Source organism: Asinibacterium sp. OR53 (assembly GCF_000515315.1).
Taxonomy (GTDB): domain Bacteria; phylum Bacteroidota; class Bacteroidia; order Chitinophagales; family Chitinophagaceae; genus Sediminibacterium.
The window spans coordinates 2017957-2044415 of sequence record NZ_KI911562.1 but is presented as its reverse complement, the minus strand read 5'-3'; the positions used below and the strand labels follow the sequence as shown (position 1 = coordinate 2044415).

Genomic DNA, 26459 nt, shown 5'->3' with positions numbered 1-26459 from the left:
TGATGTTCTTCATTCTTTCCAAAGTATTATACTTCCTGTTATACCCAATTTCATGGATACTTATTTTGTGGGTCTGGCGATGGAGATCACGCACTGCCGCCACACGTAAAAGATTACTGATAAGTATGATTGTGCTGGGTATTGTTTTCTCCAATCCATTCCTGTATAGATCTTTTGTGATGAGCTGGCAGCCTGTACCGAAGTCCTTGCCGGATACTGCGCACTACAGTGCAGGTATTGTTTTAGGCGGACTTTCCTATTACGATAAAAAAGACAGCGGCTTTTTTTCATTAGCAGCCGATCGCTTCATTCAAACAGCTAATTTGTATCACAGGGGTATCATCAATAAAGTACTGATCACCGGTGGCACAGGCAATTTGCTGCAAAGGGAACCGCCGGAAGCTATTTTTCTCAAACAGGAATTCATCCGCAATGGCGTAAACGAAAAAGACATTATCCTGGAAAGCCGGTCGCGCAATACATACGAGAATGCTGTATTCAGTAAAAGGCTATTGGATTCTATGAAATTACAACCGCCGTTTGTATTGGTAACTTCTGCCATGCACATGCCCCGGTCAGTAGCTGTATTTAAAAAAGCGGGCATCAACTTCATCAGTTATCCCTGCGATTATACAGTCATCGATGAAAGATTTGATATCGAGAATTATATCATACCCGATATTTCTCTATTGAAGAAGTGGTCATGGGTCATCAAAGAAGTGGTTGGTCTCGTCGTCTATCGTTTAACAGGCAAAGCCTGATCATTGCACCTGTTTTACATCTACCGTATGCATATCCTGCAAACGATATAATACTTCATCGAGCCTTGCCTTGGGAATGCCAATACGGAGCAGGCAGAACAACTGCATTTCCTGTCCAACCACGCTGCAGTTGCATTGTTTAACGATCATCATCACATCGTTCATACGCGTATAGTCGAACTGCAGTTCGTACATTATTTCAATTGGTTTCTGCACAATGGGTACCAGTTGCAACGCCATGGCAGTAGCTGTTTTATAGGCATTGATGAGTCCGGGTACACCCAATAAAGTGCCGCCAAAATAACGCACTACAATCACCCCGGTATCGGTTAGTCCTTTGCTGTCGATCTGCCCCAGGATTGGCCTGCCGGCGCTTCCGCCGGGCTCGCCATCGTCACTCACCCTGAACTGGTTTCCATCCAGTCCTATACGATATGCAAAGCAGTGATGCACTGCTTTGGGGTGTTCTTTTTTCAGTTGCTGCAACTGCTCTTTGAATGCCTCGGGTGTTTGCACCGGGAAAACAAAAGCGATGAACTTACTGCCCCTGTCTTTGAATTCAGCCATTGCAGTTTTATCAATGGCCTGGTAAAAATCTTCATTACTCATAAGCTGTCTCCAAATGCAATCAACCAGATAGATACCATGGAAAGAACAATCCCCGCCCAATTGATCTTTGATAACCGTTCCCTGAACAATAACCAGGCAGCCACTGCGCTAAACAGTACAATGCCCATATTGTTCATGGGTATGCTGGCGCTGCTCTGCCAGGGGCTGATTTTCAAAAACCTGACCAGGCACCAGATGGAAAAATAATTGGGTACGCCAATGATGATGCCGGCCAGCAAGTTCTTCCAGGCAAAAACCTGTTTGCCGCGAAGATACTGTATCAATAGAATGCAGGAGCCGATGGTGGCTGCTGATAAAAAACCGCTGATGAGGTAAGCATTGCTGTTTTCTTCGGTTACATAATTTTTCTGCACATGATTGATCAGTGCATCGAGCAGGCCACTGCCGATGAAAAGGATCAAAGGCAAAAAAGGAACCAGGGAGTACCTGTGTGAAGCCTGCTGCTTGTTATCATCCACCTCTGGTGATGCCGCTTTGTTTCTGTAACAAGTAAGTACAACGGCCAATAATGCCAGCCCTACTCCTATCCCTTTCCAAATCCCTATACTTTCTCCATACAGGTATACCGACAAAACCACCGGTATGATCAGCGATAACTTATTGGCAACTGAAGCAACTGCCACGCCGATCTTTTGTGTGGTGGCGCCCAATGTATTGAAGATGGAAACAAAGAAAACACCCATCAGGCAAGCCCAGCGGAACCAGGGTGTGCCTGTTACCGAAGCATTGATGGGGAAACCGCCATTCACGAATGAACCGGTAACAACACAGGTGAAATAGTTAAAAAGAATGGCCTGGAATATACTGACCTGGTATCGTTCACAAGCTTTGATCGCAAGCGTTAGATAACTGGTAAGCACAATACTGCCGAGCAGGTAAAGCATGGGAGCAGGGATTTAATGCAAAAGACCGGGTGTATAATAAGTGATATGATCGGTTTCCCATTGTTCTTCCAGTTGCATATCTGCATTGGTAAGGAGTGGCGATGGCAAACCATTGCCGATGTTCAACTGCCGGTTCGTTATCACGCGCGCTTCATCCCACAATGCTTCGTCAATAAACTGCTGCAACAAATGATTTCCTCCCTCTACCAATATACTTTGCAGTTGCAGGTGGTGACAGGCTTTGAGCAGTTGCGGCACAACAGGCGCTTCAAAATCCAGCCGGTGGTACCATAACTTGTTATGCCGTTCCTCTTTGCTGTTATTGAATACAATAGTTGTTTGTTCCCCGTTGAATAATTTCAGCAACGATGGCAGCGAAAGGTTCCGGTCAATGACCATTCGCACAGGGCTTTTCCCGCTCCACAAACGGTTATCGAGCGATGGGTTATCGAGCATAGCTGTACGGGTACCCACCAGTATGGCTGCTTCTTCGCTGCGCCAACGATGCACGAGCCTGTTGGAATACGCATTACTGATCAGCAGGCGTTCCCCGTTATTAGCGGCCATTTTATGATCTGCCGTCTGCGCCCATTTGAGTATCACATAAGGCCGGCCGGTTGTATGAAAAGTGAAAAAACGTTTGTTCACTGTTTTACAGGCGTTTTCCAATACACCCACTTCAACAGTAATGCCTGCCTGTTTTAGTTTTTCAATTCCCCTGCCGTCTACTTCTTTAAAAGGATCCCTGCACCCTATCACTACGCGGGGTATTTGCTTTTCGATGATCAGGTCGCTGCAAGGAGGTGTTTTACCATAATGGGCACAGGGCTCCAGGGAAACATACAAACTGGCTTGCCTGATGTGTGGCTGGTCAATAGCAGCAACGCTATTGATGCAGTTCACTTCGGCATGTGCTTGTCCGTATTGACGGTGCCAGCCTTCCCCAATGATCCGATCCCGGTACACCAGTACCGCACCTACCATGGGGTTGGGCGCAACGGCCCCTGCGCCCAACCGGGCCAGTTCCACGCAACGCTGCATATATCGTTCGTCCTGGTTCATCATATCACAATGAACAAAAATAGCCAAATGGTGCTAACATTGCAGCATGACGTTCCAATCGGCCCAACAGCAATTACTGGCAATACTGGCTCCCATATACGATGCACGCGAAGCAAATGCTATTGCTCACATGATCATGGAGCACCTGACCGGTAAAACAAAAATAGAACGCCTGCTGGAGCCTGCATCTGTATTGACTGCAAAAGAAGAATCCTTGTTGCAATCATATATAGATCAATTATCCCGGCATCGTCCTGTTCAGTATGTATTGGGTGAAGCATGGTTTGCCGGTATGCAATTTCATGTCAATGAACATGTGCTGATTCCCCGGCCTGAAACAGAAGAACTCGTTACATGGATCATAGATGAAGCGGTACAGGATGCTCAACAAATACTGGATATTGGTACCGGTAGCGGATGCATTCCCATAACATTGAAAAAAAGTTTGCCTGCTGCGTCTATCACATCAATTGATATAGACCCCAATGCATTGCAGGTGGCGCATGATAATGCAACTACGCTGCAAGCAGATATTCAATTGATTGAACTGGATTTTTTAAATGAATCTCTTTGGCACAAATTACCTGGCGATTACGATACCATTGTCAGCAACCCACCATATATAAAAGCGATGGAATCAAATACCATGGCAAAGCATGTGCTGGACTATGAGCCTGCACGCGCGCTTTTTGTGCCCGACGATGATGCGCTTGTTTTCTACCGGAAAATAGCAGCTTTCGCATCAACCCATCTGAACAAGGCCGGCAGCATTTATATGGAAATCAATGAAGCGCTGGGAAAAGAAGTAAAACAACTCTTCGGGGCAACAGGATATCATGTAACAATAAAGCAAGATTTACAGGGAAAGGATCGTATGATCAAGGCTTCGAAGGCGTATTATCTACCGCCATCACAGGCGTAGCGCCCAGTTTCTTGATCACTTGCATTACCCGGATGGCTGTACCAAGATGGGAAGTGCTGTCACCATTGATCACCACCGAAGGTTTTTCTGTTTCTTTAGTGAGGAAGTTTTTCAGTTCAGGCTCCAGTTGATCAAAAGTTATTTTCTGTGAACCAAGGTATATCTGCTGGTCCTTATCAACCGTTACCACCACCGTTTGTTTGGCGCGGGTATCGCTTTTGGCTTTAGGGTTGGAGACCTTGATCACATTAGGATTGGCCAGTGTGGAAACAATGAGGAAGAACAACAGGAGTATGAACAGGATATCATTCAATGCGCCTGTATGTACTTCCGGGTGTGTTCTGAATCGTTTCCTGATATTCATGATAGGCAGATTGCGATGAATAAAAAATTACCTGGTAGGCTCCTGCAGTATGTCAATGAATTCCGCACTTGATGCCTCCATTTTGTTGGCGGTTTTATCGATCTGTGTACTGAGATAGTTATGTCCTACATAAGCGATCAGTCCGATGATCAGACCCGTTGCCGAAGTGATCATCTTGGTATAGATACCTCCTGCGATGGTATTCAAGGTATATTCACCTGTTGAAGCAATGCCATAGAACAACTGCACCATACCCACAATGGTTCCGAGAAACCCGAACATAGGCGCGATACCTGCCACCAGTGAAAGGATGTTCAGGTTGCGTTCCATATTGTACATTTCCAGTTTGCCCACATTCTCCATGCTTTTTTCAATGGCATCGATGGGTTTACCAATACGCTGTATGCCTTTGTCTATCATACGGGCAACCGGGTTATTGGTATTCCTTGCCAGGTTCCTGGCTGCCGCTACATTACCCGTCATGATGTTGTCACGAATGATGCTCATGAAATTGCCTTCAATGCGGGAGGCGCGGCGGATGGCCAACAGTCTTTCCACAAATACAAAAATGGCTATGACCAGCAGCAGGTAGAGGGGATACATGATCCAACCGCCCTTTTCGAGAAGGCTCCACATGGATATTTTTTCCGGTGCAGCGGGAACGGCTGCAGCAGCAACCTTCTGGAGGGTATCGGTCTGCAGAAAATAGAACATGCTGGTTGTTTTATGGTTATGCTAAAATTAGCTGCTTCTGCAAAAGAACAGCCAGCCTGTGAATAAAATTGTGTGTGGGCGCCTTTTTAAGAAAGCTTTTGCACATTCTGCCCTTCCGTCATCTTCAACATCCCCATGATCTGCTTCATCGTTTTATCCATGCCTTCCGGGCTTCCATCGAGGAAAATGATATTGCCTTTACCGCCCTCGGCGAAGTTCTTAACGGCCTCGGTCCACATACTGAAAAGGATCACATTGGTATCCAGGTTGGCCTGTTTCATCTGCTCGGCAGCCTGGCTCATACCCCTGGCCACTTCTTCACGGAAAAGGGCCACACCCTGTCCACGCAGCCGCGCTGCCTCTTTCTCCGCTTCCGCCGATATCTTAATGGCATTTCCTTCTGCCTCTGCCGCCTTGGTCTTGGTAATCAGCAATGCCTGTCCCTCGTTCTCTGCGGCCGCTTTCAGGTTGTTACTGGCCACTACCCTGCTCATGCTGTCCATGATCTGCTGGTCGAATGTGATGTCGTTGATCTGCAGGTCCTGCAGGTGATAGCCCCATTCTTCCAACGAATGATCGATCTGCTGTTTTACAAATTCTACAATTTCCCTGCGCAACAACAATATCTCCGCCTGCTTTTTTGTAGCTACAAAAGCCCTGATACTGCCTTCCACCGTTCTGATCAATGCCTGCATCAGGTCTTTTTCGCTGATGAACTTGAATGCTACATTTTTAATGGTTTCTTCATCCTGGTTGATCACCGAATACAACAGCATGCTCTTGAAATACACGTTAGCCTGATCTACCGTTACCGCCTGGAATTCCAGCTCCACAGAGCGGTTCTGTATGCTCACCGTTTTATACACCTGTTCCAGTATGGGTATCTTGAAATTCAATCCAGGTCTGAGTATCCGCTGGTATTTACCGAATAAGGTAATCACCGCAATGGTTCCCTGGTTTACCGTAACCAGTCCGCTGAAAAAAATGAAGATGAGTACCAGTACCCACCAATAAGCAGCTAGCAGTTGCATAACATTAAATTTTGATGTAAGATAAGGAGAAAAAGACAGCCTGCTGTTAATCTTTCATCATGAAACGATGAAAACTTTCAGTTCCAGTGGGCCGTGGGCTCCCACCACCAGCGATTGCTCTATGTCGGCTGTTTTGGAAGGGCCGGCAATAAAGGTTCCGTACCCGTCTTCGTCTACCCGGATGCGCCGGTATACTTCATGCATATTGTACACGATGTCTTTGGCGTTGATCACCAATACCAGCTTCCTGCATATAAACGGAAATAACCGGTTTACCATATCCGGTTCACTCACCCAGATAGCACCGCTTTCTGCTACACCTACCCGTCCTTTGATGAAAACAGTGTCCAATGCTTCAAGTTCCGATGCATTGGCATTTTTATATGCATTGATATTATAACCGTTGAGTTCAGCGATGGTATTCACCAGGCGCGTACCCAACTGTTGCAGGCTTTCCAGGTATTCGTCCACTTCACTCAACGATGTCTCTCTTACACTCGTTGCCCCGATAAATTCCAGCGCTCCCATGAATACATTCACCAGGTCGCCCTTGCTTTCAAAAAGCGGTATTTCGGGCAGTTCTACAGGCGCCGGCTTATTCGCTTTAATGGCTGCTAATATATTTTCCCTGCTGTTACTCATGGTTCCTGTTCTTTTTATACCAGTCTTTGAAACTTTCTTTGGGGACCGATGGCATGTCCCGTTGTTTGTACCAGGGGTTGAGCCGGTTATTCACTAAAAAAGGCAAGTATCGCATGAAGAACCTTGCCATACCGGCACTCAGCCGGTAGATAGCAGGCTTCGACAATACGCCCGTCATTAGTTTCATCGATGTTTTTTTCGCTGCTCCTCCATAACCTTCCGCCATCAATACCTGCCGCCAGCTCCAAAGCTGTTCGTGTATATTGATCTTAACCGGACAAACATTGGTACAGGAACCGCAAAGCGTGGAAGCGAAAGGAAGGTCTGCATTCTTGCGCATGTCCAGGTTCGGCGCCAGTATGGAACCAATCGGACCTGCCACCGAATTGTGATAACTGTGTCCGCCGCTGCGCCGGTACACCGGGCAGGTATTGAAGCAGGCGGCACAGCGAATACATTTCAAAGAATTCCTGAAAGCTTCCCTGCCCAACTGTTCTGTTCTTCCGTTATTGACCAATACGATGTGCATTTCCTGTCCTGCTTTCGGGCGATGGAAATGACTCGAATAAGTAGTGATGGGTTGCCCTGTAGCGCTTCTCGCCAGCAGTCTCAAGAAAACAGAAAGGTCTTGCGCACGGGGTATGATCTTTTCAAAACCCATGCAGGCGATATGCACTTTGTTGGCATGCACACCCAGGTCGGCATTGCCTTCATTGGTGCAAACCACAATACCACCTGTTTCGGCTACTGCAAAATTCACCCCGGTGATGGCTGCATCAGCAGTAATGAATTTTTTACGCAGCACCTGTCTTGCTGCACGGGTAAGATATACCGGGTCCTGGTTGTTTTTTTCTGTATGAAGGTGTTTGTGGAAAGTGTTGCTGACGTCTTCTTTTTTCAGGTGAATGGCCGGCAGTACAATATGACTCGGCGGTTCATTCCGCAGTTGCACAATGTATTCACCCAGGTCGGTATCAACCACCGATATTTTTCTTTCGGTGAGATAATGGTTGAGTCCGCACTCTTCCGTAAGCATCGATTTGCTTTTCACAACGTTCACTGCATTGTGATGCAGCAAAATCTCGTACACGATCTGGTTATGTTCTGCCGCGTTATTCGCCCAATGTACTTTGATGCCATTCTTTTTAGCATTGGCCTCAAATTGCAACAGGTATTCGTCGAGGTTCGATAATGTATGCTCTTTGATCTGTGAGCCCAGGTTGCGCAATGCTTCCCATTCGGGGATCTGATGCGCCGCTTTGTCTCTTTTAGCCCTTACAAACCAAAGTGTTTCGTCGTGCCATTGGGCGCGCTGGCCGTTTTTGAGGAAAGCAGCGGCAGCTTTGTTGTGATGGGTGGCAGGTTGACTCATTGCGCGTTTAAAATTTCAGCGAGGTGAATGACCTTGATATCGATCTTTTGCCTTTTCAATAATCCCTCCAGGTGCATCAGACAACTCATATCGCCACCTGTGATATAATGCACACCGTTTGCCAGGTGTTCTTTGATGCGGGTATTCCCCATGCTTACCGACACTGCTTCTTCCGTTACACAAAAAGTACCGCCGAAACCACAGCACTCATCGGCGCGTGAAGTGCGAAATAATTCCAGTCCGTCCACGGTACCCAACAGGGCTTCTGCTTTGGAGAAAGACTTCTCTACTTTTTCACTCATGGAAGAAAGATGCAGCATGCGTTGTCCGTGGCAACTTACATGGAGACCTACTTTATGCGGAAAAGAAGCTTTCACGCCTTCCAGCTTCAACACATCGGTGATGAATTCCGTCAGCTCGTATATACGCTCGCGGATAGCAGCGGCCTCGTTGGGTTCTTCCGCTGAATGTAAATGCTCTTTTATATGGAGCGCACAACTTCCCGAGGGACAAACAATGTATTCATAACCGGAAAAATTGGCTATGAAATTTTTATCACATCCGCCTGCCATAGAAGCAAAACCTGAATTGGCCATGGGTTGTCCGCAACAGGTTTGTTTCAGCGGATAATGCACTTCGCATCCATAACGTTCCAGCAACTCAAGTGTGGCAACGGCCACCTGCGGATAAAACTGATCTACATAACAGGGTATAAATAATCCTACTTTCATGATTACAGGCTTACACCTCTTTTCCACGGAATAAAATCGTCCTGGCCTAATAAAACGGCTTTGGGTATCACTTCTCCGCTGGCTGCTTTGATGCAGTATTCCAGTATCTCCTCTCCCATCTGTTCAATTGTTTTTTCGCCGGTGATGATGCCTCCCGTATCGATATCGATAATATCACCCATGCGTTTTGCCAATGTAGAATTGGTCGACAGTTTAATGGTAGGCGCAACAGGATTTCCCGTAGGCGTTCCCAAACCGGTAGTGAACAATATCAATGTAGCGCCCGCCGCCGCCTTACCAGTAGTGGCTTCCACATCATTGCCCGGTGTACACACCAGGCTCAGTCCGGCTTTGGTAGCAGGCTCTGTATAATCCAGTACATCCACCACCGGCGAAGTACCCCCTTTGCGCGCAGCGCCTGTTGATTTGATCGCATCGGTAATGAGTCCGTCTTTGATATTACCGGGTGACGGGTTCATATAAAATCCCGATCCTACTTTATTGGCCAATGCATCGTAAGTCTGCATGAGGTGAATGAATTTTTCGGCTGCCTCTTTTGTTACACAACGGTCAACCATCTGCTGTTCAGCTCCACAAAGCTCGGGGAATTCTGCTAACAATACTTTAGCGCCCAAAGCCACCAGCAGGTCGGCAGTATAGCCTACCGCCGGGTTGGCGGAAATACCACTGAAACCGTCGCTGCCACCGCATTTCACGCCAACCGTCAGTTCACTCAGCGGTGCAGGCTCACGCGTTATTTTATTTGCTTCCACCAATCCTTTGAAAGTCGTGCGAATCGCATCAACGATCAACTGCTCTTCACTCTGTGCTTTCTGTTGTTCAAAAACGAACAGCGGTTTATCAAAAGAAGGGTTCCGTTTTTTGAGGTCTTTCAGGAACATCTCTGTCTGCAGGTGCTGGCATCCCAGGCTCAACACAGTAATACCGGCAACATTGGGATGGTCTGCATAAGCAGCCAGCAAAGCGCTGAGTGTTTCTGCATCCTGGCGGGTACCACCGCATCCGCCGGTATGGTTCAGGAATTTGATGCCATCTATGTTTTTGAAATAACGTTTTTCTTTCGCGGTTGCAGCAGGTGAAAGATCAAGGTGACTGATATCGGTGCCTGACTGGTAAGCTGCAAGGAGTTCACGGGTATAGCGTGTGTATTTATCTGAAACAGCATAACCCAATTCATTGTGCAGCGCTTCCCGTATCATATCGAGGTTCCGGTTCTCACAAAAAACAGTGGGGATGAACAACCAGTAATTGGCCGTTCCGAATTTTCCATTGCTTCTTTTGTATCCAAGAAAAGTTCTGTTTGTAAATTTCGATGCATCGGGTGCTTGCCATTGATAATGTGCATCCCGGTATCCATAAGCGCCTGCTGCGTGTTTTGTATTGGCGGTTGTCATCAGTTGTCCTTTTTCTACAGCCGATTGCAGTTTACCTACCAGCACACCATACATGATCACTTCATCACCGGCCTTCATATCGGAAATAAAGAATTTGTGTTTGGCCGGGATATTTTCTTTCAGTGTAATACTATTCGCATGCTCTTCAATGATGACACCTGCGGTCAGGTTTCCCAGGGCAACCAACACATTATCGGAAGGATGGATCTTTAAAAAATTGCGGGTCTTAGCGGTTGTATCCATGTATTGTTAGATTATTCAATGCGGAATTGCATCATTTTCAGGGCCCAAATAACGATTGAATGTAACTGCAAGCATTAAGCCAGGCTTACGTTTTATTCACTTATTCTAACCTCCGGGAACGTTTGCGTAAAAAAACCTGCTTCCTGCGGCCGCTGTCATGCGCCCGCCTCAAAATTAACTTATATTTACCCCAAATCGATTGCTTTGCCCCATTTTCATGTCAAAATAGCTAATTAAATGCGCCCCCAGTTATTGAAGATATCGCAGGGTCCGGGCCATTCATTTAGTGTCCGGCAGGATCTCTACCCCATCAACAACCGTTGGCACTACCACGGTGAAGTAGAGTTGATCCATATTAAAAAAGGAGACGGTACCCAGTTCGTAGGTGATAACATCAGCCGCTTCAAATCGGGCGATGTGGTGATCATTGGCAGCAACCTGCCTCACTACTGGCGTTTCGATGATACCTATTACGAGGAAGACGCCAAATCGGGCGCCGATATCAGGGTAGCCCATTTCAATGAGAAATTCTGGGGCGACCAATTTCTCCAGCTTCCGGAGAACATCAGTATCCGTAGTGCATTGGAAAAAGGGAAACGAGGCGTACGCATCAACGGCAAAGCCAGGCAACGGATTGCCGACATACTGGAAGAGCTCATGAAAGCCGAAGGCCCGAACCGTGTGTCCTTGCTGATGGAAGCGCTTACCGTGATTGGTAATTGCCAGAATTATTCTTTCATCTCTTCAATAGGCTTCAAACACGATTTTGTGGAATCGGAAAACGATCGCATCAATGCCATCTATGAATATTCCATCCGGAATTTCAAGAACAAGATCCACCTTGAAGAGATCGCGGCAATGGCCAATATCAGTCCCAACTCTTTCTGCCGCTATTTCAAATCACGCACCCGCAAAACTTTTTCCCAGTTTTTGATCGAGCTGCGGGTGGGTCATGCATGCAAATTGCTGATCGAAAACAATTTCAGCATCAAACAGATCTGTTATGAAAGCGGCTTCAACAATTTTACCAGCTTTCATAAATATTTCAAAGTGATTACAGGAAAAAGTCCCCTGGCTTATCAGAAAGAATTTACAGCTAATTAATGACTCCATGTAATTTGTCAATTTGACAATTTGCTGATTCGACAATTAGCTGGTTTTGCTGTGCAATTTTTTACTTTCATTGAGCCATCTTATACCACACTATATGAAAAAATGTATTTGTACACTAGTTTGTTCAGTCCTGGCTTTCCTTTTACACGCACAAAGCGACCGGCAGATATTGCTGGAAACAAAAAATACCGCGCTGTTACTTTCCATTGGCGCTAACCAGCGCGTTACCCAATCTTATTTTGGTAAAAAACTACAACCGGCAGATTATGCTTTATTGAAAGGCGGCCGCGAAGTGTACCTCACGGCAGGTATGGAAAATCAGAACGAACCCGCCATACGGGTGGTGCATGCAGATGGAAACCCTTCCCTGGAGCTGCAATATGTTGCGCACAAAACGATCAGTTCGGGTGGAGACAGCATCACTACCAGCATTCTGCTTAGAGACCCGCAATATCCGTTCGAAGTAACTTTATATTATACGCTCTATTACAACGAAGACGTAATCAAGGCATGGACCGAGATCAGGAACAATGAAAAGAAACCGGTACAACTCACCGCTTATGCATCTTCCCTCCTGCATTTCAATGCCAATGCTTATTGGCTCACACAGTTTCATGGCGATTGGGCACGTGAAATGAATATGGTAGAAGAGCAATTGAGCAATGGCATCAAAACACTGGAAAGCAAACTGGGTACACGTAGCAACTTCTACCAAACACAGGTATTTTTTGTTTCACTGGATAAGCCTTCTACTGAAACAGATGGCGAACTCATAGCAGGTACACTCAACTGGACCGGGAACTTCAGGTACAGTTTTGAAATTGATCAGCGCAACGGGTTGCGGGTATTGTCGGGCATCAATCCTTTTGCTTCAGAATATGCACTTCAACCGGCAGAAACTTTTACTACACCTGCATTCCTTTTTACCTGGTCGGGCAATGGAAAAGGATTGGCCAGTCGCAACCTGCATAACTGGGCGCGCAATTACGGCGTGATGGATGGCAATGGCAACAGGATGGTATTATTGAACAACTGGGAAGCTACGGATGTCAGGTTCAATGAAAACCGTTTGGTGGAATTGTTTGGTGAAGCAAAAAAATTAGGCGCCGATCTGTTCCTGCTGGATGATGGATGGTTTGGCAACAAGTATCCACGCAACGATGATAAAAACGGGCTGGGTGATTGGCAGGAAGACAAAGCGAAACTGCCAAGCGGGTTGGGTTACCTGGTGAAAGAAGCGGAGAAACAAGGCGTGAAATTCGGTATCTGGCTAGAGCCTGAAATGGTCAATCCGAAAAGTGAACTTTACGAACAGCATCCCGATTGGATATTGAAATTGCCCAACAGGCCGGAAAATTATGGCCGTAATCAATTGGTACTCGATCTCACGAATCCCAAAGTGCAGGATTTTGTGTTTTCAATTGTAGACAATATGCTGACCAAAACACCCGGTATCGCTTTCATCAAATGGGATTGCAACCGCAGCATGACCAATGCCTGGTCGCCTTACCTGGGCAGCAGCCGGCAATCACAGTTGTACATTGAATACACACGGAGTTTCTACAAGGTCATGGCCCGCATCCGTGCCAAATATCCCACATTGCCCATCATGCTTTGCTCGGGTGGTGGTGGCAGAACCGATTATGGCGCGTTGAAATATTTTACGGAGTTCTGGCCAAGCGATAATACCGATCCACTCTCTCGCATTTATATACAGTGGGGTTATTCTTATTTCTTTCCCGCCAATACTATGGCTGCACATATTACCGGCATGGGCAAACAATCATTGAAATACAAGACCGATGTTGCCATGATGGGCAGGATGGGTTATGATATACGTACCAATAATTTCACGCCGCAGGAATTGCAGTTCAGCGAAGAAGCTGTGAAGACATACAAACGCATCAGCCCGGTGATCTGGCATGGCGATCTGTACCGGCTCGTTTCTCCTTATGAAAACAATCGCGCAGTGCTTATGTATATAAGCAAGGATCAAAACCAGGCGATCTTATTCAACTATCACCTGAACAGTACCCGCAGCGATGTATTCGGGAAAGTGCGGTTACAAGGACTTGATCCGAAGAAAAAATACCGCATCAAAGAGATCAACCTGTTTCCGGGTACTACGTCTGCAATGGCCGATCATGACAAAGTATTTTCGGGTGAATACCTGCTGCAGGCAGGCCTTAACCTGTCTGTAAGAACTACTCCCCTAACCAGTAACGTATATGAATTAACTGCGGAGCCATAAATTTTTATTTTTCATTATATTTAGCTATTCAATAATACTTCATGAAACAATTATTCTTTCTTCTGCTGGCGATGGCAACAGGTACCTGTTTTGCACAACAGCATAAACTTGAAAAGATTTGGGAAACTGATACGGTAGTAGCTGTACCGGAATCTGTATTGCCTGTTGGCAATATCCTGTATGTTTCGCAGATCGATGGCGGTGGCTGGGTTGCAGATGGGAAAGGCGGCGTAGGTAAGATCGGCCGCGACGGGAAGATCATTGACCTTCACTGGATCACTGGCCTCAATGCCCCTAAGGGATTGGGCATTTATCAAAACCGTTTATATGCAGCCGACATTTCTGAAGTGGTAGTCATTGATATCAAAAAAGGAAAAATAGAAAAAAAGATCCGCGTCGACGATGCCAATGGATTGAATGACATTACTGTAACCGATAAAGGCGTTGTGTTTGTCTCTGATACGAAACAAAGCAAAGTATGGCGCATTGAGAATGATATACCCACCTTGTACCTCGATGGCATGAAGAGTGCAAATGGGCTCAAAGTTGTCAAAGATGGGCTGGTAATAGGTGCCGGCAAAGACTTTCTAAAAGCCGACGCACAAAAAAAAGTTACAAAAATTGCCGATGTTCCCCAACCCATCGATGGTATTGAGCCGGTAGGCAATGGCGATTTTATTGTAACCGCATGGAGCGGCTGGGTATTTTATGTATATGCCAACGGCACGGTTGATACTTTATTGGAAACACACGAACAAAAAAAGAACACTGCCGATATTGGCTATGACCCGGTTAAGCGGATCGTATATATTCCTTCATTCAATGGCAAAACAGTAGCGGCTTACAAGCTGTTATGATTTTGCTGCTCATGTATATAGGCATCCCTGGTTACCCTGGCTGTTTTATGCGTACCGGTATGGCTCCATCCCGGCGGCATGATGATGTATAGCAATTTATTTTTTATGCCCGGAGCTTTTACCACATCTTTCCACAAGCAAATGATCTCGCCAAAATAAGCATCCCATAAGCTGTTCGGGTTCATCTCGCGGGTAATACCGTATTCTATTTTAACATCACGCTGCTCTTGCTGGTAAGTCTTGAATACTTTATCCCAGATATTCAGCAGGTTGCAAAAATTGGTATCCATGTATAATGGGTTGCGTGCATGGTGTACGCGATGATGCGAAGGGGTTAACAATATTTTGTTGAATATACCCAGCCTGGCATCTTTCATTATATTCTCCCCGATATGAATAAATGAGCCCCAGAAACCATCTATAAACATGATCAGGAACAGCATAGGCGGATTCACGCCCATAATAATACAGATGGAAGTGCGTATCACATCTGCATAGGGCGCTTCCAAAAAGAAATGTGCGAAGTTCACGAAAAGGTTCATCTGCTGCGGGGCATGATGGGTAGAATGCAGGCACCACAACAATCGTACTTTATGCGCCAGGAAATGATAGATAAAATGGGCAAACTCCCATACGATATAACCATACAGCAACCAGTACCAGGTAAACGATGTTTTTACGATTGCCCATTTTCCAAAAAGACCGATACAAAAACCAACAGCTGCTATTGAAATAAACCGTGATAAAAACCGGTTCAGTACAAATACCAGGAACGGAACTTTATAGTCTTCTATCCTGAATCGTTTATACACAACTGCCCTGATTATTTCAATGATCAGTAAGAGTGGAATAAGCGGGTAAATGAAATTGGCAATTCCATCGAATGTTGAGAGCGAGGAGTAATCGCCCTTTTTAACCATTTCTATAATGCCTCCCAGGCCCAGGAAACCGATCAATTCCTGGTAAAGGATCTCAAATACTTTCATAGGGCAATCGTTGTGTTAATGAATCGTAAGTTACATTCTTATTGCTTACAATTTCACTTCTTGTGTGGCCCCTTCTTTTATTGTGTATTGCTTAACTGCATTTCCTTGTTTTACGATAATCGCTAAGCGCTCACCGGGCAACCTTGTAATCTCCAGGTCAAATACATGCCCGAACGCATGAACATTGCGCAAAGCCATACGATCCCATCCTGCAGGTATCCGGGGGCGGATGTCAAAACTGTTGAATCCTGTTGGGCGCATGCCAAACATTCCTTCTGTATAAATGCGGCAATACAAACCGCTTTCGGCAGCAAGGTGTCGCTGGTTCCCTTCCGGGTATGCTTCTACCGCGTAAGGCACGTGTTCGCCCAATAGTCTCCTGCGTGAAAAATATTCCAGGAATGGGAAAGCTTTCCCGGTGGCGCCTGCTGCAAATGCGCCGCGCAGTCCGTATAAAGTTGAGCGGTCCCAAAAAGTTTTATCACCTGCCAGTGTAGCCAATCCATCTGCAGTCCATAATCGTGGCGAGAAAAGCGCTTCAATAGTACCTTCTTTCCTGTCGAAAATATCCATTACCAGCGGTGTGGTAATCCACGCACGCAGGGTATCGTTGCCTTCGTAATAACGATAGGTTTTATATCCTTCCACGGTTGCACCGAAATACAATTCAATATTTGAACGCAAAGCTGTTGCCTGTGATTCGTATATTTTGAGTTGTGCAAGCGGTATATGCAGTTCCCTGCCCAACATAACGGCCGACCGCAATGCATCGTAATACAAAGAGCTGGTATTGAGGTTGGCTTTGCCGGCGGGAAAACGCCCTTCCAACTCATCACTGTTGCTTTTCACTACTCCTTGATCATTCAATTGACGTTTCAGGTATTCGAGGCACCATTCTATCAAAGGCCATAATACCCTGGCGCTATCGGCATTTCCATTGGCCAGTGCATAACGGCCTGCACCATAAGCGATCATTGCCATATCTCCCCTGTCTTTCGCTCCATGCCATGTGGCATCTCCTTCTGCGATGATGGAACTGGGAATGGGCTTATATTCCGGATTGATGTAACGGGCGAACAAACGGAAAGCATTCATAGCAGAACGGTTGCCAATATCATCTCCCAGGAAAGCAAAAAAAGGGTTGACATATTCGGCCTGGTCATTAGCCCAGATGGCTGCATAATAGCGCAATCCGCCGGGACCGTGCATATACCCTCCCTTTGTATTATAAATACTTTCGGTAGCCCTGATCTTGGCAAAAGCGAAAGCTGTATTCAACAACCGATCGGGTGTTTCCAGTACCAGTTCCGATATGATCTGGTTTACCCTGTTTCTCCGCATCTGTTCTTCTTCGTCTACATGAATGGTCAGCGGTTGTGCCGATCCTTTTGTGGCTTCATAACTAATAGCAAATACCACACTATCGCCCGGCTGCACTGTTTTCAATCCATCGCCAATAGTAGATACGATGAAATGATGCGGTCCACCCGTGGTCCTTTCTGCAGCAGGCCTGCTTTCCCTGTGCAGGTATTCCATTTCAATTTTGGCTGCTTGTTTACCTTCATTGATGAATACCATTTTTTCAATGGCCATTGGTTTATCTACTGAAGGAAAATAGATCCTTTTCAGCCGGATGCCGTCTTTACCCACCAGGCTTTCTATTTCCATGATACCCTTGTGTGTGATGCGTATTACTTTTTCCGGCAAATCGGGTACAACGGCAGCATTGTACACACCCGATCTGAGCATGCGGTTATTGATGTAGATGCGTGGCAGCTCATTGTCTTCCACATTGTACATCATGTGGGCAATGGTTTGCACTGGCAACAAACGGCTCGATGGAAATACAAGGGTACGCGAAAGAACCGGCCGGTAATTACTGTCCACACCATACCGCATCCAGAGCGCTACTTTTTCTCCGCCCATTTCGATGTGATCATTGTGGGGCAATCTTCCATCTACTACCCATTCAATACCACCCTCAGGTGTGATCTTCCACCGGTCTTGCTGTTGGGCCAGGGACATCACCTGTGCCCTGGCGAAAAAGGAGCCGCACATCAATGCAGCTGCCAGTAGTGTTTTATTGAATCGCATCATCTTTATTTATTTGATTGAGCCTTCTCACAAATATAACGGGTTCTTTATACCAGCAGTCAGGCGAAAGCTATTGCGTTAGCCATCTATTCAGCAATTCTGGCATAGCCTTCTGCAATGGTCTTTTCCTGTTTATCTTAGAACCATCTAAACTCCTTGCTGTCACCATTACTTATCAAAATCATTTTATGATCTTCAGACAGCTTGCCCGGGCAGCCTGCATTTGTTGCAGCATTGTATCTGCTTCTTTTATTACCCTTGATACAGGTAGCCATTCAACATCAAAATTTGTCAAACTCAATGCTGACGGCAGTCTTGTGTACACGCCGGATGAAAAAGGAAATATCATCCCCGATTTCAGTCGCGTTGGTTTTTATGGCGGCGACCGTGCTATTCCCGATGTGCCGGTGGTAAAAACCATCAGCGCTACCGGTGCCGATGATCAGCAGTTGATCCAACAGGCCATTGATGAAGTGAGCAACCGGCCGCTTGATGCTACTGGTTTTCGCGGCGTTATTTTATTGAAGCGGGGATTGTATAAGATTGCCTCTTCCCTTCGATTAGAAGCAAGTGGTGTAATACTAAGAGGCGAAGGCGACACAGAAAGCGGCACCAGGATATTACTCACAGCAACTACGCAAATGCCTTTGTTGCGTGTTACCGGATCGGGTACACCGCGCGAGATACCCGGTACCAGAACACAGGTTACAGACCATTATGTTCCGGCCGGTACTCATGCGTTGACTGTTTCAGATGTTACGCTTTACAAGACCGGTGACAAGATCATGGTGTTTCGTCCCGCAACCAGGCAATGGATACAGGATCTCAAAATGGACCAGATCGAAGGAAGGGATGGCACGAAGCAATGGCAACCAGATGAATACAATTTGTCGTTCGAAAGGGTGATCACAAAGATCGAAGGCAATAAGGTATTTATTGACAACCCCATCGTTATGCCAATGGAACCAAAATATGGCACTCCCTTCATCTTTAAATATGAATTCCCCAAACGCATCAACCATGTGGGTATTGAACAGTTGTTTTTCCAAAGCGACTATAGCAGCGACACCGCCGAAAACCATGGATGGCAGGCCATCTTATGCGACAGGATCGAGAACAGTTGGATAAGAAATGTTAGTTCCAGGTATTTTGGTTATGCTTGTGTTGAGCTCGGCAGTCTTGCCAAACATATTTCCGTATTGAACTCGAACTGCCTGGATGCCAAATCAATTATCACAGGGGGCCGCCGATATTCTTTTTGCAACAATGGCCAGCTGAACCTGTTCATGAATTGCCACACTACCGAAGGACGGCATGATTTTGTAACAGGAGCTCGCGTTTGCGGTCCCAATGTGTTTTACAACTGCACGGCGCAGCAAACACATGCCGATATTGGTCCGCACCACCGTTGGGCCGCCGGCACTTTATACGATAATATTGTTACCGATGGAGAGATCAATGTGCAGGACAGAGGCAATTATGGCAGCGGGCATGGCTGGGCCGGTGTTACACAAATCGTATGGAATTGTACTGCTAAAAATGCGGCCGTACAAAGTCCGTGGATATCCGGAAAAAATTATTGTATCGGGTTGAAAGGAAAAAAATCAACAGGGCGGTTTAAAGACAGGCCCGACGGAGAGTGGGAATTGTTGAACCAGACTGCTGAACCTGCTTCATTGTATATGGCGCAACTCAAAGCGAGACAACACTAAATAAAAGCGCCCACCTGCTAAAATCGGTGGGCGCTTTTTTTATTTTCTAAGCAGTGCCGTAGCACACCACAATATCGGTGCCTGTCCGTGCAAATCACCTGTGTTCTTCTTACGATCGAGATAATATTGCCGGCTGTTCTTTTTATTGGTGCCTTCACATACATCGGTGATATCATTATTTGCATTGATGTATTTGATCAATGCGAGCCATCCTTTGCGTGCCGCGGGGCCATAAGTGGCTTTATCGAGCCAACCTTCTTTCACACCTGTGATGAATGCAAAAGTGAACATGCCTGTACAGGATGTTTCCGGCCATGATTCAGCATCATCGATCAGTTGCCGCCACATTCCATCACCGGCCTGGTATTGCAACAGGGAAGCCATCATTGCCTGATAGCCCTGCATGATGCGGGCCCTGTTGGGATTATTCTTAGGCAATGAGCGCAGCACCTCACTCATACCAACAGCCATCCAGCCATTGCCCCTGCCCCAGAAAAAAGGCACGTCGGGTGCATGATAAAACAGGCCATTAGGTCTTTGCAACGAATCGAGATAAAAGACCATTTCTGTTGCCGCGTGTTCAATATAGCTTTTATCGCCTGTGGCCCTGTAGGCCTGCGCCTGCAATGCAGTGATCATGAACATATCATCGATCCACAAACGTGTTTGCCAGCTAAGACCCTTTGCATAAAAACGGCGCGCTTCTGCATTCACCCGGGGGCCTTCCGGTATACCCCATTGTTTATCTGCAATCTGCTTGCCCAGGTTGAGGTACTTCTGTTCTTTTGTTTGCATGTACAATTCCAACGGAACAGCGCCAAAAACCGAATAATCTACATGATCCGGTTTGGGGATCAATGTATCACGGCTGCCGAAAAGTGGCTCAAAACGTTCAGCAAGCTGGTGCAATAAATGCGTGTCTTTAGTTTCTTTTGCAAAAGTCAATGCACCATACCAGGTGCAGGTCTCCGGGTAAGTGATGTACCTGGGCGGAGTGGGTCTTCCAAAATTGGTATGCGGTGTTGCAATAAAATGAGCGGCTATCTTTTGTCCTATTGCTGCCGGGCCTTCTCCTTCAGGAAAATTTTTCAGATCGGCGCTCTCTTTTTTTTGCGCTGCCGCCTGATCAAAGCCATAAGCAACCTGTACAGCTGCAAAGGCAATCATGACGTACCTGTTCAATTTATATCTCATAAACAGATGGGTTTTATGTTGATGGTTAATATTTTGCTCATTTTAGTTTTTACCTTGTGTCTCTCCCTCCCAATCATCTGTTCTGAATGGAGATACGGGCCATCGCAGGTACAAATCTTTTATCTGCCCCTGCTATCACCAGTTCGCGCACAGCATTTCCATCATTGATGGCCAATCCCTTCCCGACAAAATCAAAAAAACAACTGAATAATAAAATAGAAAAAAAATAAAAACCCTTTCTTCATGATGCAATGGTTTTATTGAACCGGTTCCAGCAAAATTGTTTTCAGTTTAAATAACTCTTTACCATCCTGGTACGGTTTCAGGTGTATGCTATACATACCCGGCCGCCTGATCGTAGTGATGGCCACCGGATGTTTGATAAACATAAGAGGCGCTGATTTGTCGAACCCTGAACTACGCAGGGTTCTGAAAAAATAATCAGCCCCATTTACAGAAAGCACTCCCTCTTGCTTAGCGCTTTCTTCGGGACAAGCATATTCCAATACAATTTTGTAATCTCCTGTATCCAGGATATTCACCTTAAACAGGATCGAGTCTTTGGCAGATTGCATACCTGTTACACAGGCAGCATGTTTCCAGTCACCAAAATAATGACTGTAGGTAAGACTTTTAACCTGGGCGTTGCCATTGGTTTTCGCAAAAACTGCTTCAACAGGATTCTCTTCGTATTGTTGTGATGCAACAACAGATGCAGTAGTATCGTATGCGGGCCGTTTACCTTTGTATTCAACTACAAAAACCTTATTCGTTGTTTCCTTGTTGAATAAGGGAAGATGAACGATCAGTTCCTGTGCCTTCTTATTAAACACAAGAGGCTGCTTGGTTACCAGGTCGTATATTTTGCTGATCTCATTCGGGAATACCGGTATGATCAATTGTCCATTGGCCGGTCTGTTCATCACATGCAGAAAAAGTTTGCCCGGCTTGCTGGTAGTAACTCCCCAGGGTTGTGCCGGTATGAAACCATAAGTGGTTGCATAAATACTTTCTCCATTTTTCGCCAGCCATTTACCCGTTTCACGAAGGTATTTAACCGAATAATAGGGGATATTGCCTTTACCATCCGGTCCTACATTCAACATCAGGTTGCCTCCCTTCGATGCTACATTGGCCAGTAACCGTATAATCTCTCTAGAAGATTTAAAATTCATGTCGTGCTCAATATATCCCCAGCTGTCATTGTGCGTGTAAATACTTTCCCATGCCCCTTGAATAGGCACAGGCGGCACTTCGCTGTCGCCAAAATCTTTGTAGTCACCCATGCCCTGTCCCACCCTGCTGCTGAACAGGCTTTGCGGTTGCAAAGTGTGCAGGCTGTCCACCAGTTGCCTGGTTTCTTCTTTTGAGAGTCCGCCAGGCAGATCGAACCACACAATACCAAGCGGACCATAACCGGTGAGTAATTCTTTCAATTGCGGAATAGCTTTCTGCCGGTAATATAACTGGTAGTTCTTCTTGGTTTCATCGAAATCCCAGGTATTGCGTCCTCCGTTGGGTTCGTGCCAGTCTACAAACTGCGAATAATAAAATCCGAATTTGATGCCGCGCTCTCCTGTTGCTGCTGCCAATGCTTTCATGGGATCTTTTCGATAAGGCGAAGCTTTTACAATGGTAAAATCACTCACTTTGGAATCATACATGGCAAAACCTTCGTGGTGCTTGGCAGTGATTACCATATATTTTACACCGGCGTCTTTGGCCAGTGAAGCCCATTCTTCTGCATTAAACTGAACAGGATTGAAGTCTGCCGCTACTTTCGCATAAGCTGCTGCGGGAATTTTAGCCTGGTTCATGATCCATTCCCCGCTTCCATAATATCTTTTCCCGTTCCACTTTCCTGCCAATTGTGAATAAAGTCCCCAATGGATGAACAACCCGAATTTCGCGTCCTTGAACCATTGGATATTGGGTTGTCCTTTTGTTGCTGTGCCTTTCTCCCACATTTCATCCATTGTTTGCGCAATGCACAACTTTCCACCTGCTATCAATAGCAGGAACAAAACCAACTGCAAAGCCCTGGTGGCAACACCAGCTTTGGAATGTTTCATATGGAAATTTTTCTTATGTGCAATAGAATAAGAAATCATGAGCATTCTGGTAACAGGATTGTCAAAATATTCAGCAATTCTGGCATAACCATTGAACAAAAAAGTAATACTTCATTCACAATCTTAGCATAAATTAGTGCCTCGATAAATCGATTTTGCCTGCTATTGCAGTCAAACGAACTGACTTATTGCAAACAAAAAAAATACCGATGAAAAAAATTTTTTCTTTTCTTTCCATTGGCTTCCTTTTTGCCGTACCCTGCCTGGCCAATCCTTATGCCGACACCATTAACGCGGGGCTTAGTCTCCCTAAAGGCTTCGAAGCGTCCAAAGTATCTGATGGCATTGGCCGTATCCGCCATTTACTGGTTACGCCTGAAGGGGTGATCTATGCCAGAACAAGCAGGTTATATAAAGGTAATGGCATTTTAAAAATGACCGCCCAGAACGGAGACGGTAAGATAGACAAGGTTGAAGGATTCAGCAATTATACCGGCACAGGCATTGCCTTAAAAGACGGATACCTCTATGCATCCAGTGATGACGAAGTTTTCCGTTACAAATTGAATGCAAAAAATGAAGTGATCGATGCGGAGCATCCCGAAAAGATCATTACCGGTCTCTGGAATAAAAGACAACACGAATCCAAATCCATTGCCCTCGACAACAACGGTAATATTTATGTAAATATTGGCGCCCCTTCCAATGCCTGCCAGGAAGTAGACCGTGCCAACGGATCAAAGGGCAGGATGCCTTGTCCCATACTGGATAGCGCGGGCGGCATCTGGATGTTCAAAGCCGACAAGCTGAATCAAAGCTATGCGCAGGGTGTTCGTTATGCAACAGGATTAAGAAATGTAGTGGGCCTCGATTGGAATACACAAAGCAATTCATTGTTTGTGATGCAACATGGCCGCGATAATTTATTGCAGGACTGGCCTCAGTATTTTGATGCTGAACAAAGCGCCGAACTACCTTCCGAGTGTATGTATGAATTAAAAAAAGGCGACAATGCAGGTTGGCCTTATATTTATTACAACCAGATCCTGCACAAGAAAATGCTGGCACCCGAATACGGTGGCGATGGTAAAACAGAAAGCCCCAGGGCAAAAGATTTTATCGAGCCTGTAGTAGCGTTCCCTGGTCACCTCGCACCAAACGGATTATTGTTTTATACAGGTAATATGTTCCCCGAAAAATACAGGAACGGCGCTTTCATTGCTTTCCACGGCAGTTGGAATCGTGCTCCCATGCCACAGGAAGGTTATTACGTGGTTTTCGTGCCCTTCAGGAATGGCAAGCCTTCCGGCAAATGGGAAGTTTTTGCCAATGGTTTTTCGGGTGTGAAAGTAGTAAACTCTACCCGGCAGGCAGAACACCGTCCCTGCGGTCTTGCCCAGGGGCCCGATGGTTCGCTTTATGTAAGCGACGATAACAAAGGCACTATTTATCGCATCACTTATTCAGGAAAATAATTTACACTTCACAACCATGAAGAAGAAACTGATCACAGCAACGGCTTTGTTTTCTTTCGGCATTATGCTTTGGGCCCAGACCAATAATCTTTCCGCTTCTGTTAACAGGGGCGAAGCCATTTATAAAAAAGAATGTTTGAGTTGTCACCAGGTAGATGGCGGCGGCGTTCCACACATGAATCCACCGCTGGCGCAAAGCTCCAATGTGCTGAAGGACAAGCAAAAGATCATTGCTGTTGTACTGAAGGGCATGTCGGACCGTATTCCGCTCGATGATGAATACTATTCCAATATCATGGCATCGCACAGCTATCTCACCGATCAGCAGATAGCAGATGTGCTCACCTATGTTCGCAATAGCTTTGGCAATAAAGCAACCGCTGTTACTGTTGCCGAAGTAAAAGCTGTACGAGGCCCCGTTAAGAAAACAACTTCACAAGTAAAGAAAAGCTAGTAAAACAGGTGCGTTAATCCAACGCACCTGTTTTCATTTTACCGTTAGCAGCGGACTGCTGGCTTTCTACTTTTCCCTTCAGTATTACTTTGATCACAGAAGCATTTGCATCAGGCGAATTGAATGGCACTGCAATATTCAATCCATCCGTTGTAGTAGTTGTTTTCAAAGCAGCACCACCGGCAAGCAATTTGGCTGATACCACTGTATTCTTAATGCCGGGCACCAGTAGCTGTCCATTAGAAGGCCAATCGAAAACAGAAAAATAAAGAATGGTCTGGCCGTCATTTTCTTTCATGGTGCAGCGGCCCCAATTCAGCGGTGCAAGCGGACTTGCTTTGGTTGCATAAATGGCCTCCCCATTCACTTTCATCCACTGGCCGATTTCTTTCAGGCGCTCTATGCTGGCATCGGGGAATGTTCCATCTGGTTTGGGGCCTATGTTGAGCAGGTAGTTTCCTCCTTTGGAAGCAATATCTGCCAGGTTACGGATCAGTGTTTCGGTAGATTTCCATTTGGTATCGGAAGTTCTGAAACCCCAGGTACCATTCATGGTCATGCAGGTTTCCCAGTCTTTCCCATCGAGTTCACTGAGGCCGGGTATTTTTTGTTCCGGTGTTTTGGTGTCTCCGGGAAAATTAGGTCGCTTCAACCTGTCGTTGGTGATGATACGAGGCTGCAGTTTCAAGAGCTCCTGTAATTTCAATGCCGCATCGTCTGTCATGTTGGTGGGCGTATCCCACCACAACACCGCCACATCGCCATAATTGCTCAACAGTTCTTTTACCTGCGGTACGGCAACACGGTCAATGTATTGCGCGAAAGTGGATGTTTCCTGTGCAGCATCCCAATGCCCATTGTGCGCAGCTGTAAATGCATCAATCTTTGCGCTATCGGGATTAGCCCATCCTTCCGACATCAATTTACGGGCGGCAGCGCCACCGGGGTTATTCCAATCCTGCGCCTGCGAGTAATAAAAGCCCAGCTTCATACCCTGTTTTTTACAGGCTGCCGCCAGTGCTTTTAAAATATCTTTACCATAAGGTGTTGCATCTACAATATTCCACGGACTCGCTTTTGATCCGAACATGGCAAACCCATCGTGGTGCTTGGCTGTGATAACGATGTATTTCATACCCGCCTCTTTTGCCATCCTTACCCAGTCATCTGCATTGAACTTTACAGGATTGAATTGTTTGGCGTATTGCTGATATTCGGCAACGGGTATTTTAGAACGGTTCATGATCCATTCGGCGCCGCCCCGCTGTTGCTCGTGCCCATTATATACTCCTGCCAGCTGGGCATATACACCCCAGTGTATGAACATACCGAAACGGGCTTCACGCCACCATTTCATGCGTTCGTCTTTCGGAAGTTGCTGACTGAAAATCAATTGTGAAGTAAAGAGACAAGCTACAATAAAAAAAACAGTTTTTTTCATGAGTTTAGCAATGATGATGAATGATGGGTACCGGCCGGG

General features: G+C 46.0%; 23 protein-coding genes. 8 read left to right on the top strand and 15 right to left on the bottom strand.

All coding sequences use genetic code 11. The annotated features are described in order from the left end of the window. The first annotated feature begins 2 nt into the window (after nt 1-2). Nucleotides 3-761 carry a YdcF family protein gene (locus SEDOR53_RS0109060; protein WP_084220402.1) on the top strand — a complete coding sequence of 253 codons (759 nt, stop codon included), beginning with the start codon at nt 3-5 and terminating at the stop codon, nt 759-761. On the opposite strand, the gene SEDOR53_RS0109055 is transcribed toward SEDOR53_RS0109060, so the two are convergent. Genes SEDOR53_RS0109055 through ribD form a run of 3 tightly spaced genes read right to left on the bottom strand, consistent with a single transcriptional unit; the run spans nt 762 to nt 3340 of the window. Continuing rightward, entirely contained in the window at nt 762-1370 is a 609-nt protein-coding gene (locus tag SEDOR53_RS0109055; RefSeq protein WP_026769442.1) for a YigZ family protein, read from the bottom strand. After that, nucleotides 1367-2275, bottom strand: a complete 909-nt coding sequence (locus SEDOR53_RS0109050; RefSeq protein WP_026769441.1) for an EamA family transporter — start codon at nt 2273-2275, stop codon at nt 1367-1369. The genes SEDOR53_RS0109055 and SEDOR53_RS0109050 overlap by 4 nt, the downstream gene beginning before the upstream one ends. 12 nt (nt 2276-2287) lie before the next feature. Next, nucleotides 2288-3340 (bottom strand): bifunctional diaminohydroxyphosphoribosylaminopyrimidine deaminase/5-amino-6-(5-phosphoribosylamino)uracil reductase RibD, encoded by a 1053-nt coding sequence (gene ribD, locus SEDOR53_RS17555; RefSeq protein WP_232214752.1) that lies wholly within the window; start codon nt 3338-3340, stop codon nt 2288-2290. 43 nt (nt 3341-3383) lie between these two features. Here ribD and prmC point away from each other — a divergent pair, with 43 nt between their 5' ends. Beyond that, the gene (prmC, locus tag SEDOR53_RS0109040; protein WP_037360903.1) at nt 3384-4259 is read left to right on the top strand and encodes a peptide chain release factor N(5)-glutamine methyltransferase; all 876 of its coding nucleotides are present in this window, start codon (nt 3384-3386) and stop codon (nt 4257-4259) included. Here prmC and SEDOR53_RS0109035 read toward each other — a convergent pair. The 7 genes from SEDOR53_RS0109035 to SEDOR53_RS0109005 form a co-directional block, all read right to left on the bottom strand. Next, nucleotides 4216-4623, bottom strand: a complete 408-nt coding sequence (locus SEDOR53_RS0109035; protein ID WP_026769439.1) for a biopolymer transporter ExbD — start codon at nt 4621-4623, stop codon at nt 4216-4218. The two genes, prmC and SEDOR53_RS0109035, sit on opposite strands and share 44 nt — an antisense overlap. A gap of 27 nt (nt 4624-4650) precedes the next feature. Then, nucleotides 4651-5337 carry a MotA/TolQ/ExbB proton channel family protein gene (locus SEDOR53_RS0109030; RefSeq protein ID WP_026769438.1) on the bottom strand — a complete coding sequence of 229 codons (687 nt, stop codon included), beginning with the start codon at nt 5335-5337 and terminating at the stop codon, nt 4651-4653. 86 nt (nt 5338-5423) lie between these two features. Further along, nucleotides 5424-6368: an SPFH domain-containing protein gene (locus tag SEDOR53_RS0109025; protein ID WP_026769437.1), complete on the bottom strand. Its 945-nt coding sequence runs from the start codon at nt 6366-6368 to the stop codon at nt 5424-5426. A gap of 57 nt (nt 6369-6425) precedes the next feature. Next, on the bottom strand, nt 6426-7010 hold the full coding sequence (locus SEDOR53_RS0109020) for an LUD domain-containing protein (RefSeq protein ID WP_037360896.1): 585 nt from the start codon (nt 7008-7010) through the stop codon (nt 6426-6428). After that, nucleotides 7003-8382 carry a lactate utilization protein B gene (locus SEDOR53_RS0109015; RefSeq protein ID WP_026769435.1) on the bottom strand — a complete coding sequence of 460 codons (1380 nt, stop codon included), beginning with the start codon at nt 8380-8382 and terminating at the stop codon, nt 7003-7005. Before SEDOR53_RS0109015 ends, SEDOR53_RS0109020 begins: the two co-directional genes overlap by 8 nt. Then, complete coding sequence (locus SEDOR53_RS0109010; protein WP_026769434.1) at nt 8379-9113, bottom strand: (Fe-S)-binding protein; 735 nt, start codon at nt 9111-9113, stop codon at nt 8379-8381. The genes SEDOR53_RS0109015 and SEDOR53_RS0109010 overlap by 4 nt, the downstream gene beginning before the upstream one ends. Before the next feature lie 2 nt (nt 9114-9115). Beyond that, nucleotides 9116-10771, bottom strand: coding sequence for a UxaA family hydrolase (locus tag SEDOR53_RS0109005; RefSeq protein WP_026769433.1), 1656 nt, complete (start codon nt 10769-10771; stop codon nt 9116-9118). A gap of 237 nt (nt 10772-11008) precedes the next feature. Between SEDOR53_RS0109005 and SEDOR53_RS0109000 the strand changes: the two genes are divergently transcribed. From SEDOR53_RS0109000 to SEDOR53_RS0108990, 3 genes are all read left to right on the top strand, one after another. Continuing rightward, nucleotides 11009-11875, top strand: a complete 867-nt coding sequence (locus SEDOR53_RS0109000; RefSeq protein WP_026769432.1) for a helix-turn-helix domain-containing protein — start codon at nt 11009-11011, stop codon at nt 11873-11875. Nucleotides 11876-11978: 103 nt separating this feature from the next. Further along, a complete protein-coding gene (locus SEDOR53_RS0108995) occupies nt 11979-14135 on the top strand; it encodes an alpha-galactosidase (RefSeq protein ID WP_026769431.1) in 2157 nt (718 codons plus the stop codon). A 41-nt stretch (nt 14136-14176) separates the two neighbouring features. After that, on the top strand, nt 14177-14992 hold the full coding sequence (locus SEDOR53_RS0108990) for a hypothetical protein (RefSeq protein ID WP_026769430.1): 816 nt from the start codon (nt 14177-14179) through the stop codon (nt 14990-14992). Here the strand turns inward: SEDOR53_RS0108990 and SEDOR53_RS0108985 are convergent. Next, nucleotides 14977-15978: a sterol desaturase family protein gene (locus SEDOR53_RS0108985; protein ID WP_026769429.1), complete on the bottom strand. Its 1002-nt coding sequence runs from the start codon at nt 15976-15978 to the stop codon at nt 14977-14979. The two genes, SEDOR53_RS0108990 and SEDOR53_RS0108985, sit on opposite strands and share 16 nt — an antisense overlap. Before the next feature lie 45 nt (nt 15979-16023). Beyond that, the gene (locus SEDOR53_RS0108980) at nt 16024-18075 is read right to left on the bottom strand and encodes a hypothetical protein (protein ID WP_051416568.1); all 2052 of its coding nucleotides are present in this window, start codon (nt 18073-18075) and stop codon (nt 16024-16026) included. A gap of 185 nt (nt 18076-18260) precedes the next feature. On the opposite strand from SEDOR53_RS0108980, the gene SEDOR53_RS0108975 reads away from it, so the two are divergent. Further along, entirely contained in the window at nt 18261-19784 is a 1524-nt protein-coding gene (locus SEDOR53_RS0108975; protein ID WP_037360889.1) for a hypothetical protein, read from the top strand. A 39-nt stretch (nt 19785-19823) separates the two neighbouring features. Here the strand turns inward: SEDOR53_RS0108975 and SEDOR53_RS0108970 are convergent, their stop codons facing one another. Together SEDOR53_RS0108970 and SEDOR53_RS0108960 are read right to left on the bottom strand one after the other, a co-directional pair. Then, complete coding sequence (locus SEDOR53_RS0108970; protein ID WP_026769426.1) at nt 19824-20978, bottom strand: glycoside hydrolase family 105 protein; 1155 nt, start codon at nt 20976-20978, stop codon at nt 19824-19826. 257 nt (nt 20979-21235) lie between these two features. Continuing rightward, a complete protein-coding gene (locus SEDOR53_RS0108960; protein WP_051416752.1) occupies nt 21236-23050 on the bottom strand; it encodes an alpha-L-fucosidase in 1815 nt (604 codons plus the stop codon). Between the two features lie 209 nt (nt 23051-23259). Here SEDOR53_RS0108960 and SEDOR53_RS0108955 point away from each other — a divergent pair, with 209 nt between their 5' ends. Both SEDOR53_RS0108955 and SEDOR53_RS17550 read left to right on the top strand, forming a co-directional pair. Next, nucleotides 23260-24525: a sorbosone dehydrogenase family protein gene (locus SEDOR53_RS0108955; RefSeq protein ID WP_026769424.1), complete on the top strand. Its 1266-nt coding sequence runs from the start codon at nt 23260-23262 to the stop codon at nt 24523-24525. 16 nt (nt 24526-24541) lie between these two features. Further along, nucleotides 24542-24979 carry a cytochrome c gene (locus SEDOR53_RS17550; RefSeq protein ID WP_051416567.1) on the top strand — a complete coding sequence of 146 codons (438 nt, stop codon included), beginning with the start codon at nt 24542-24544 and terminating at the stop codon, nt 24977-24979. A 13-nt stretch (nt 24980-24992) separates the two neighbouring features. Here the strand turns inward: SEDOR53_RS17550 and SEDOR53_RS0108945 are convergent, their stop codons facing one another. Next, nucleotides 24993-26420 (bottom strand): alpha-L-fucosidase, encoded by a 1428-nt coding sequence (locus SEDOR53_RS0108945; RefSeq protein WP_026769423.1) that lies wholly within the window; start codon nt 26418-26420, stop codon nt 24993-24995. Nucleotides 26421-26459 lie beyond the last annotated feature (39 nt).

Coding starts and splice junctions, on each gene's coding strand:
- SEDOR53_RS0108970 (WP_026769426.1), bottom strand. CDS start 20,978: ATGAGATATAAATTGAACAGGTACGTCATGATTGCCTTTGCAGCTGTA.
- SEDOR53_RS0109000 (WP_026769432.1), top strand. CDS start 11,009: ATGCGCCCCCAGTTATTGAAGATATCGCAGGGTCCGGGCCATTCATTT.
- SEDOR53_RS0108960 (WP_051416752.1), bottom strand. CDS start 23,050: ATGAAACATTCCAAAGCTGGTGTTGCCACCAGGGCTTTGCAGTTGGTT.
- prmC (WP_037360903.1), top strand. CDS start 3,384: ATGACGTTCCAATCGGCCCAACAGCAATTACTGGCAATACTGGCTCCC.
- SEDOR53_RS0109020 (WP_037360896.1), bottom strand. CDS start 7,010: ATGAGTAACAGCAGGGAAAATATATTAGCAGCCATTAAAGCGAATAAG.
- SEDOR53_RS0109005 (WP_026769433.1), bottom strand. CDS start 10,771: ATGGATACAACCGCTAAGACCCGCAATTTTTTAAAGATCCATCCTTCC.
- SEDOR53_RS0108995 (WP_026769431.1), top strand. CDS start 11,979: ATGAAAAAATGTATTTGTACACTAGTTTGTTCAGTCCTGGCTTTCCTT.
- SEDOR53_RS17550 (WP_051416567.1), top strand. CDS start 24,542: ATGAAGAAGAAACTGATCACAGCAACGGCTTTGTTTTCTTTCGGCATT.
- SEDOR53_RS0108975 (WP_037360889.1), top strand. CDS start 18,261: ATGATCTTCAGACAGCTTGCCCGGGCAGCCTGCATTTGTTGCAGCATT.
- SEDOR53_RS0109035 (WP_026769439.1), bottom strand. CDS start 4,623: ATGAATATCAGGAAACGATTCAGAACACACCCGGAAGTACATACAGGC.
- SEDOR53_RS0108955 (WP_026769424.1), top strand. CDS start 23,260: ATGAAAAAAATTTTTTCTTTTCTTTCCATTGGCTTCCTTTTTGCCGTA.
- SEDOR53_RS0109060 (WP_084220402.1), top strand. CDS start 3: ATGTTCTTCATTCTTTCCAAAGTATTATACTTCCTGTTATACCCAATT.
- SEDOR53_RS0109050 (WP_026769441.1), bottom strand. CDS start 2,275: ATGCTTTACCTGCTCGGCAGTATTGTGCTTACCAGTTATCTAACGCTT.
- SEDOR53_RS0109025 (WP_026769437.1), bottom strand. CDS start 6,368: ATGCAACTGCTAGCTGCTTATTGGTGGGTACTGGTACTCATCTTCATT.
- SEDOR53_RS0109055 (WP_026769442.1), bottom strand. CDS start 1,370: ATGAGTAATGAAGATTTTTACCAGGCCATTGATAAAACTGCAATGGCT.
- SEDOR53_RS0108985 (WP_026769429.1), bottom strand. CDS start 15,978: ATGAAAGTATTTGAGATCCTTTACCAGGAATTGATCGGTTTCCTGGGC.
- SEDOR53_RS0108945 (WP_026769423.1), bottom strand. CDS start 26,420: ATGAAAAAAACTGTTTTTTTTATTGTAGCTTGTCTCTTTACTTCACAA.
- SEDOR53_RS0109015 (WP_026769435.1), bottom strand. CDS start 8,382: ATGAGTCAACCTGCCACCCATCACAACAAAGCTGCCGCTGCTTTCCTC.
- SEDOR53_RS0109030 (WP_026769438.1), bottom strand. CDS start 5,337: ATGTTCTATTTTCTGCAGACCGATACCCTCCAGAAGGTTGCTGCTGCA.
- SEDOR53_RS0109010 (WP_026769434.1), bottom strand. CDS start 9,113: ATGAAAGTAGGATTATTTATACCCTGTTATGTAGATCAGTTTTATCCG.
- SEDOR53_RS0108980 (WP_051416568.1), bottom strand. CDS start 18,075: ATGATGCGATTCAATAAAACACTACTGGCAGCTGCATTGATGTGCGGC.
- SEDOR53_RS0108990 (WP_026769430.1), top strand. CDS start 14,177: ATGAAACAATTATTCTTTCTTCTGCTGGCGATGGCAACAGGTACCTGT.
- ribD (WP_232214752.1), bottom strand. CDS start 3,340: ATGATGAACCAGGACGAACGATATATGCAGCGTTGCGTGGAACTGGCC.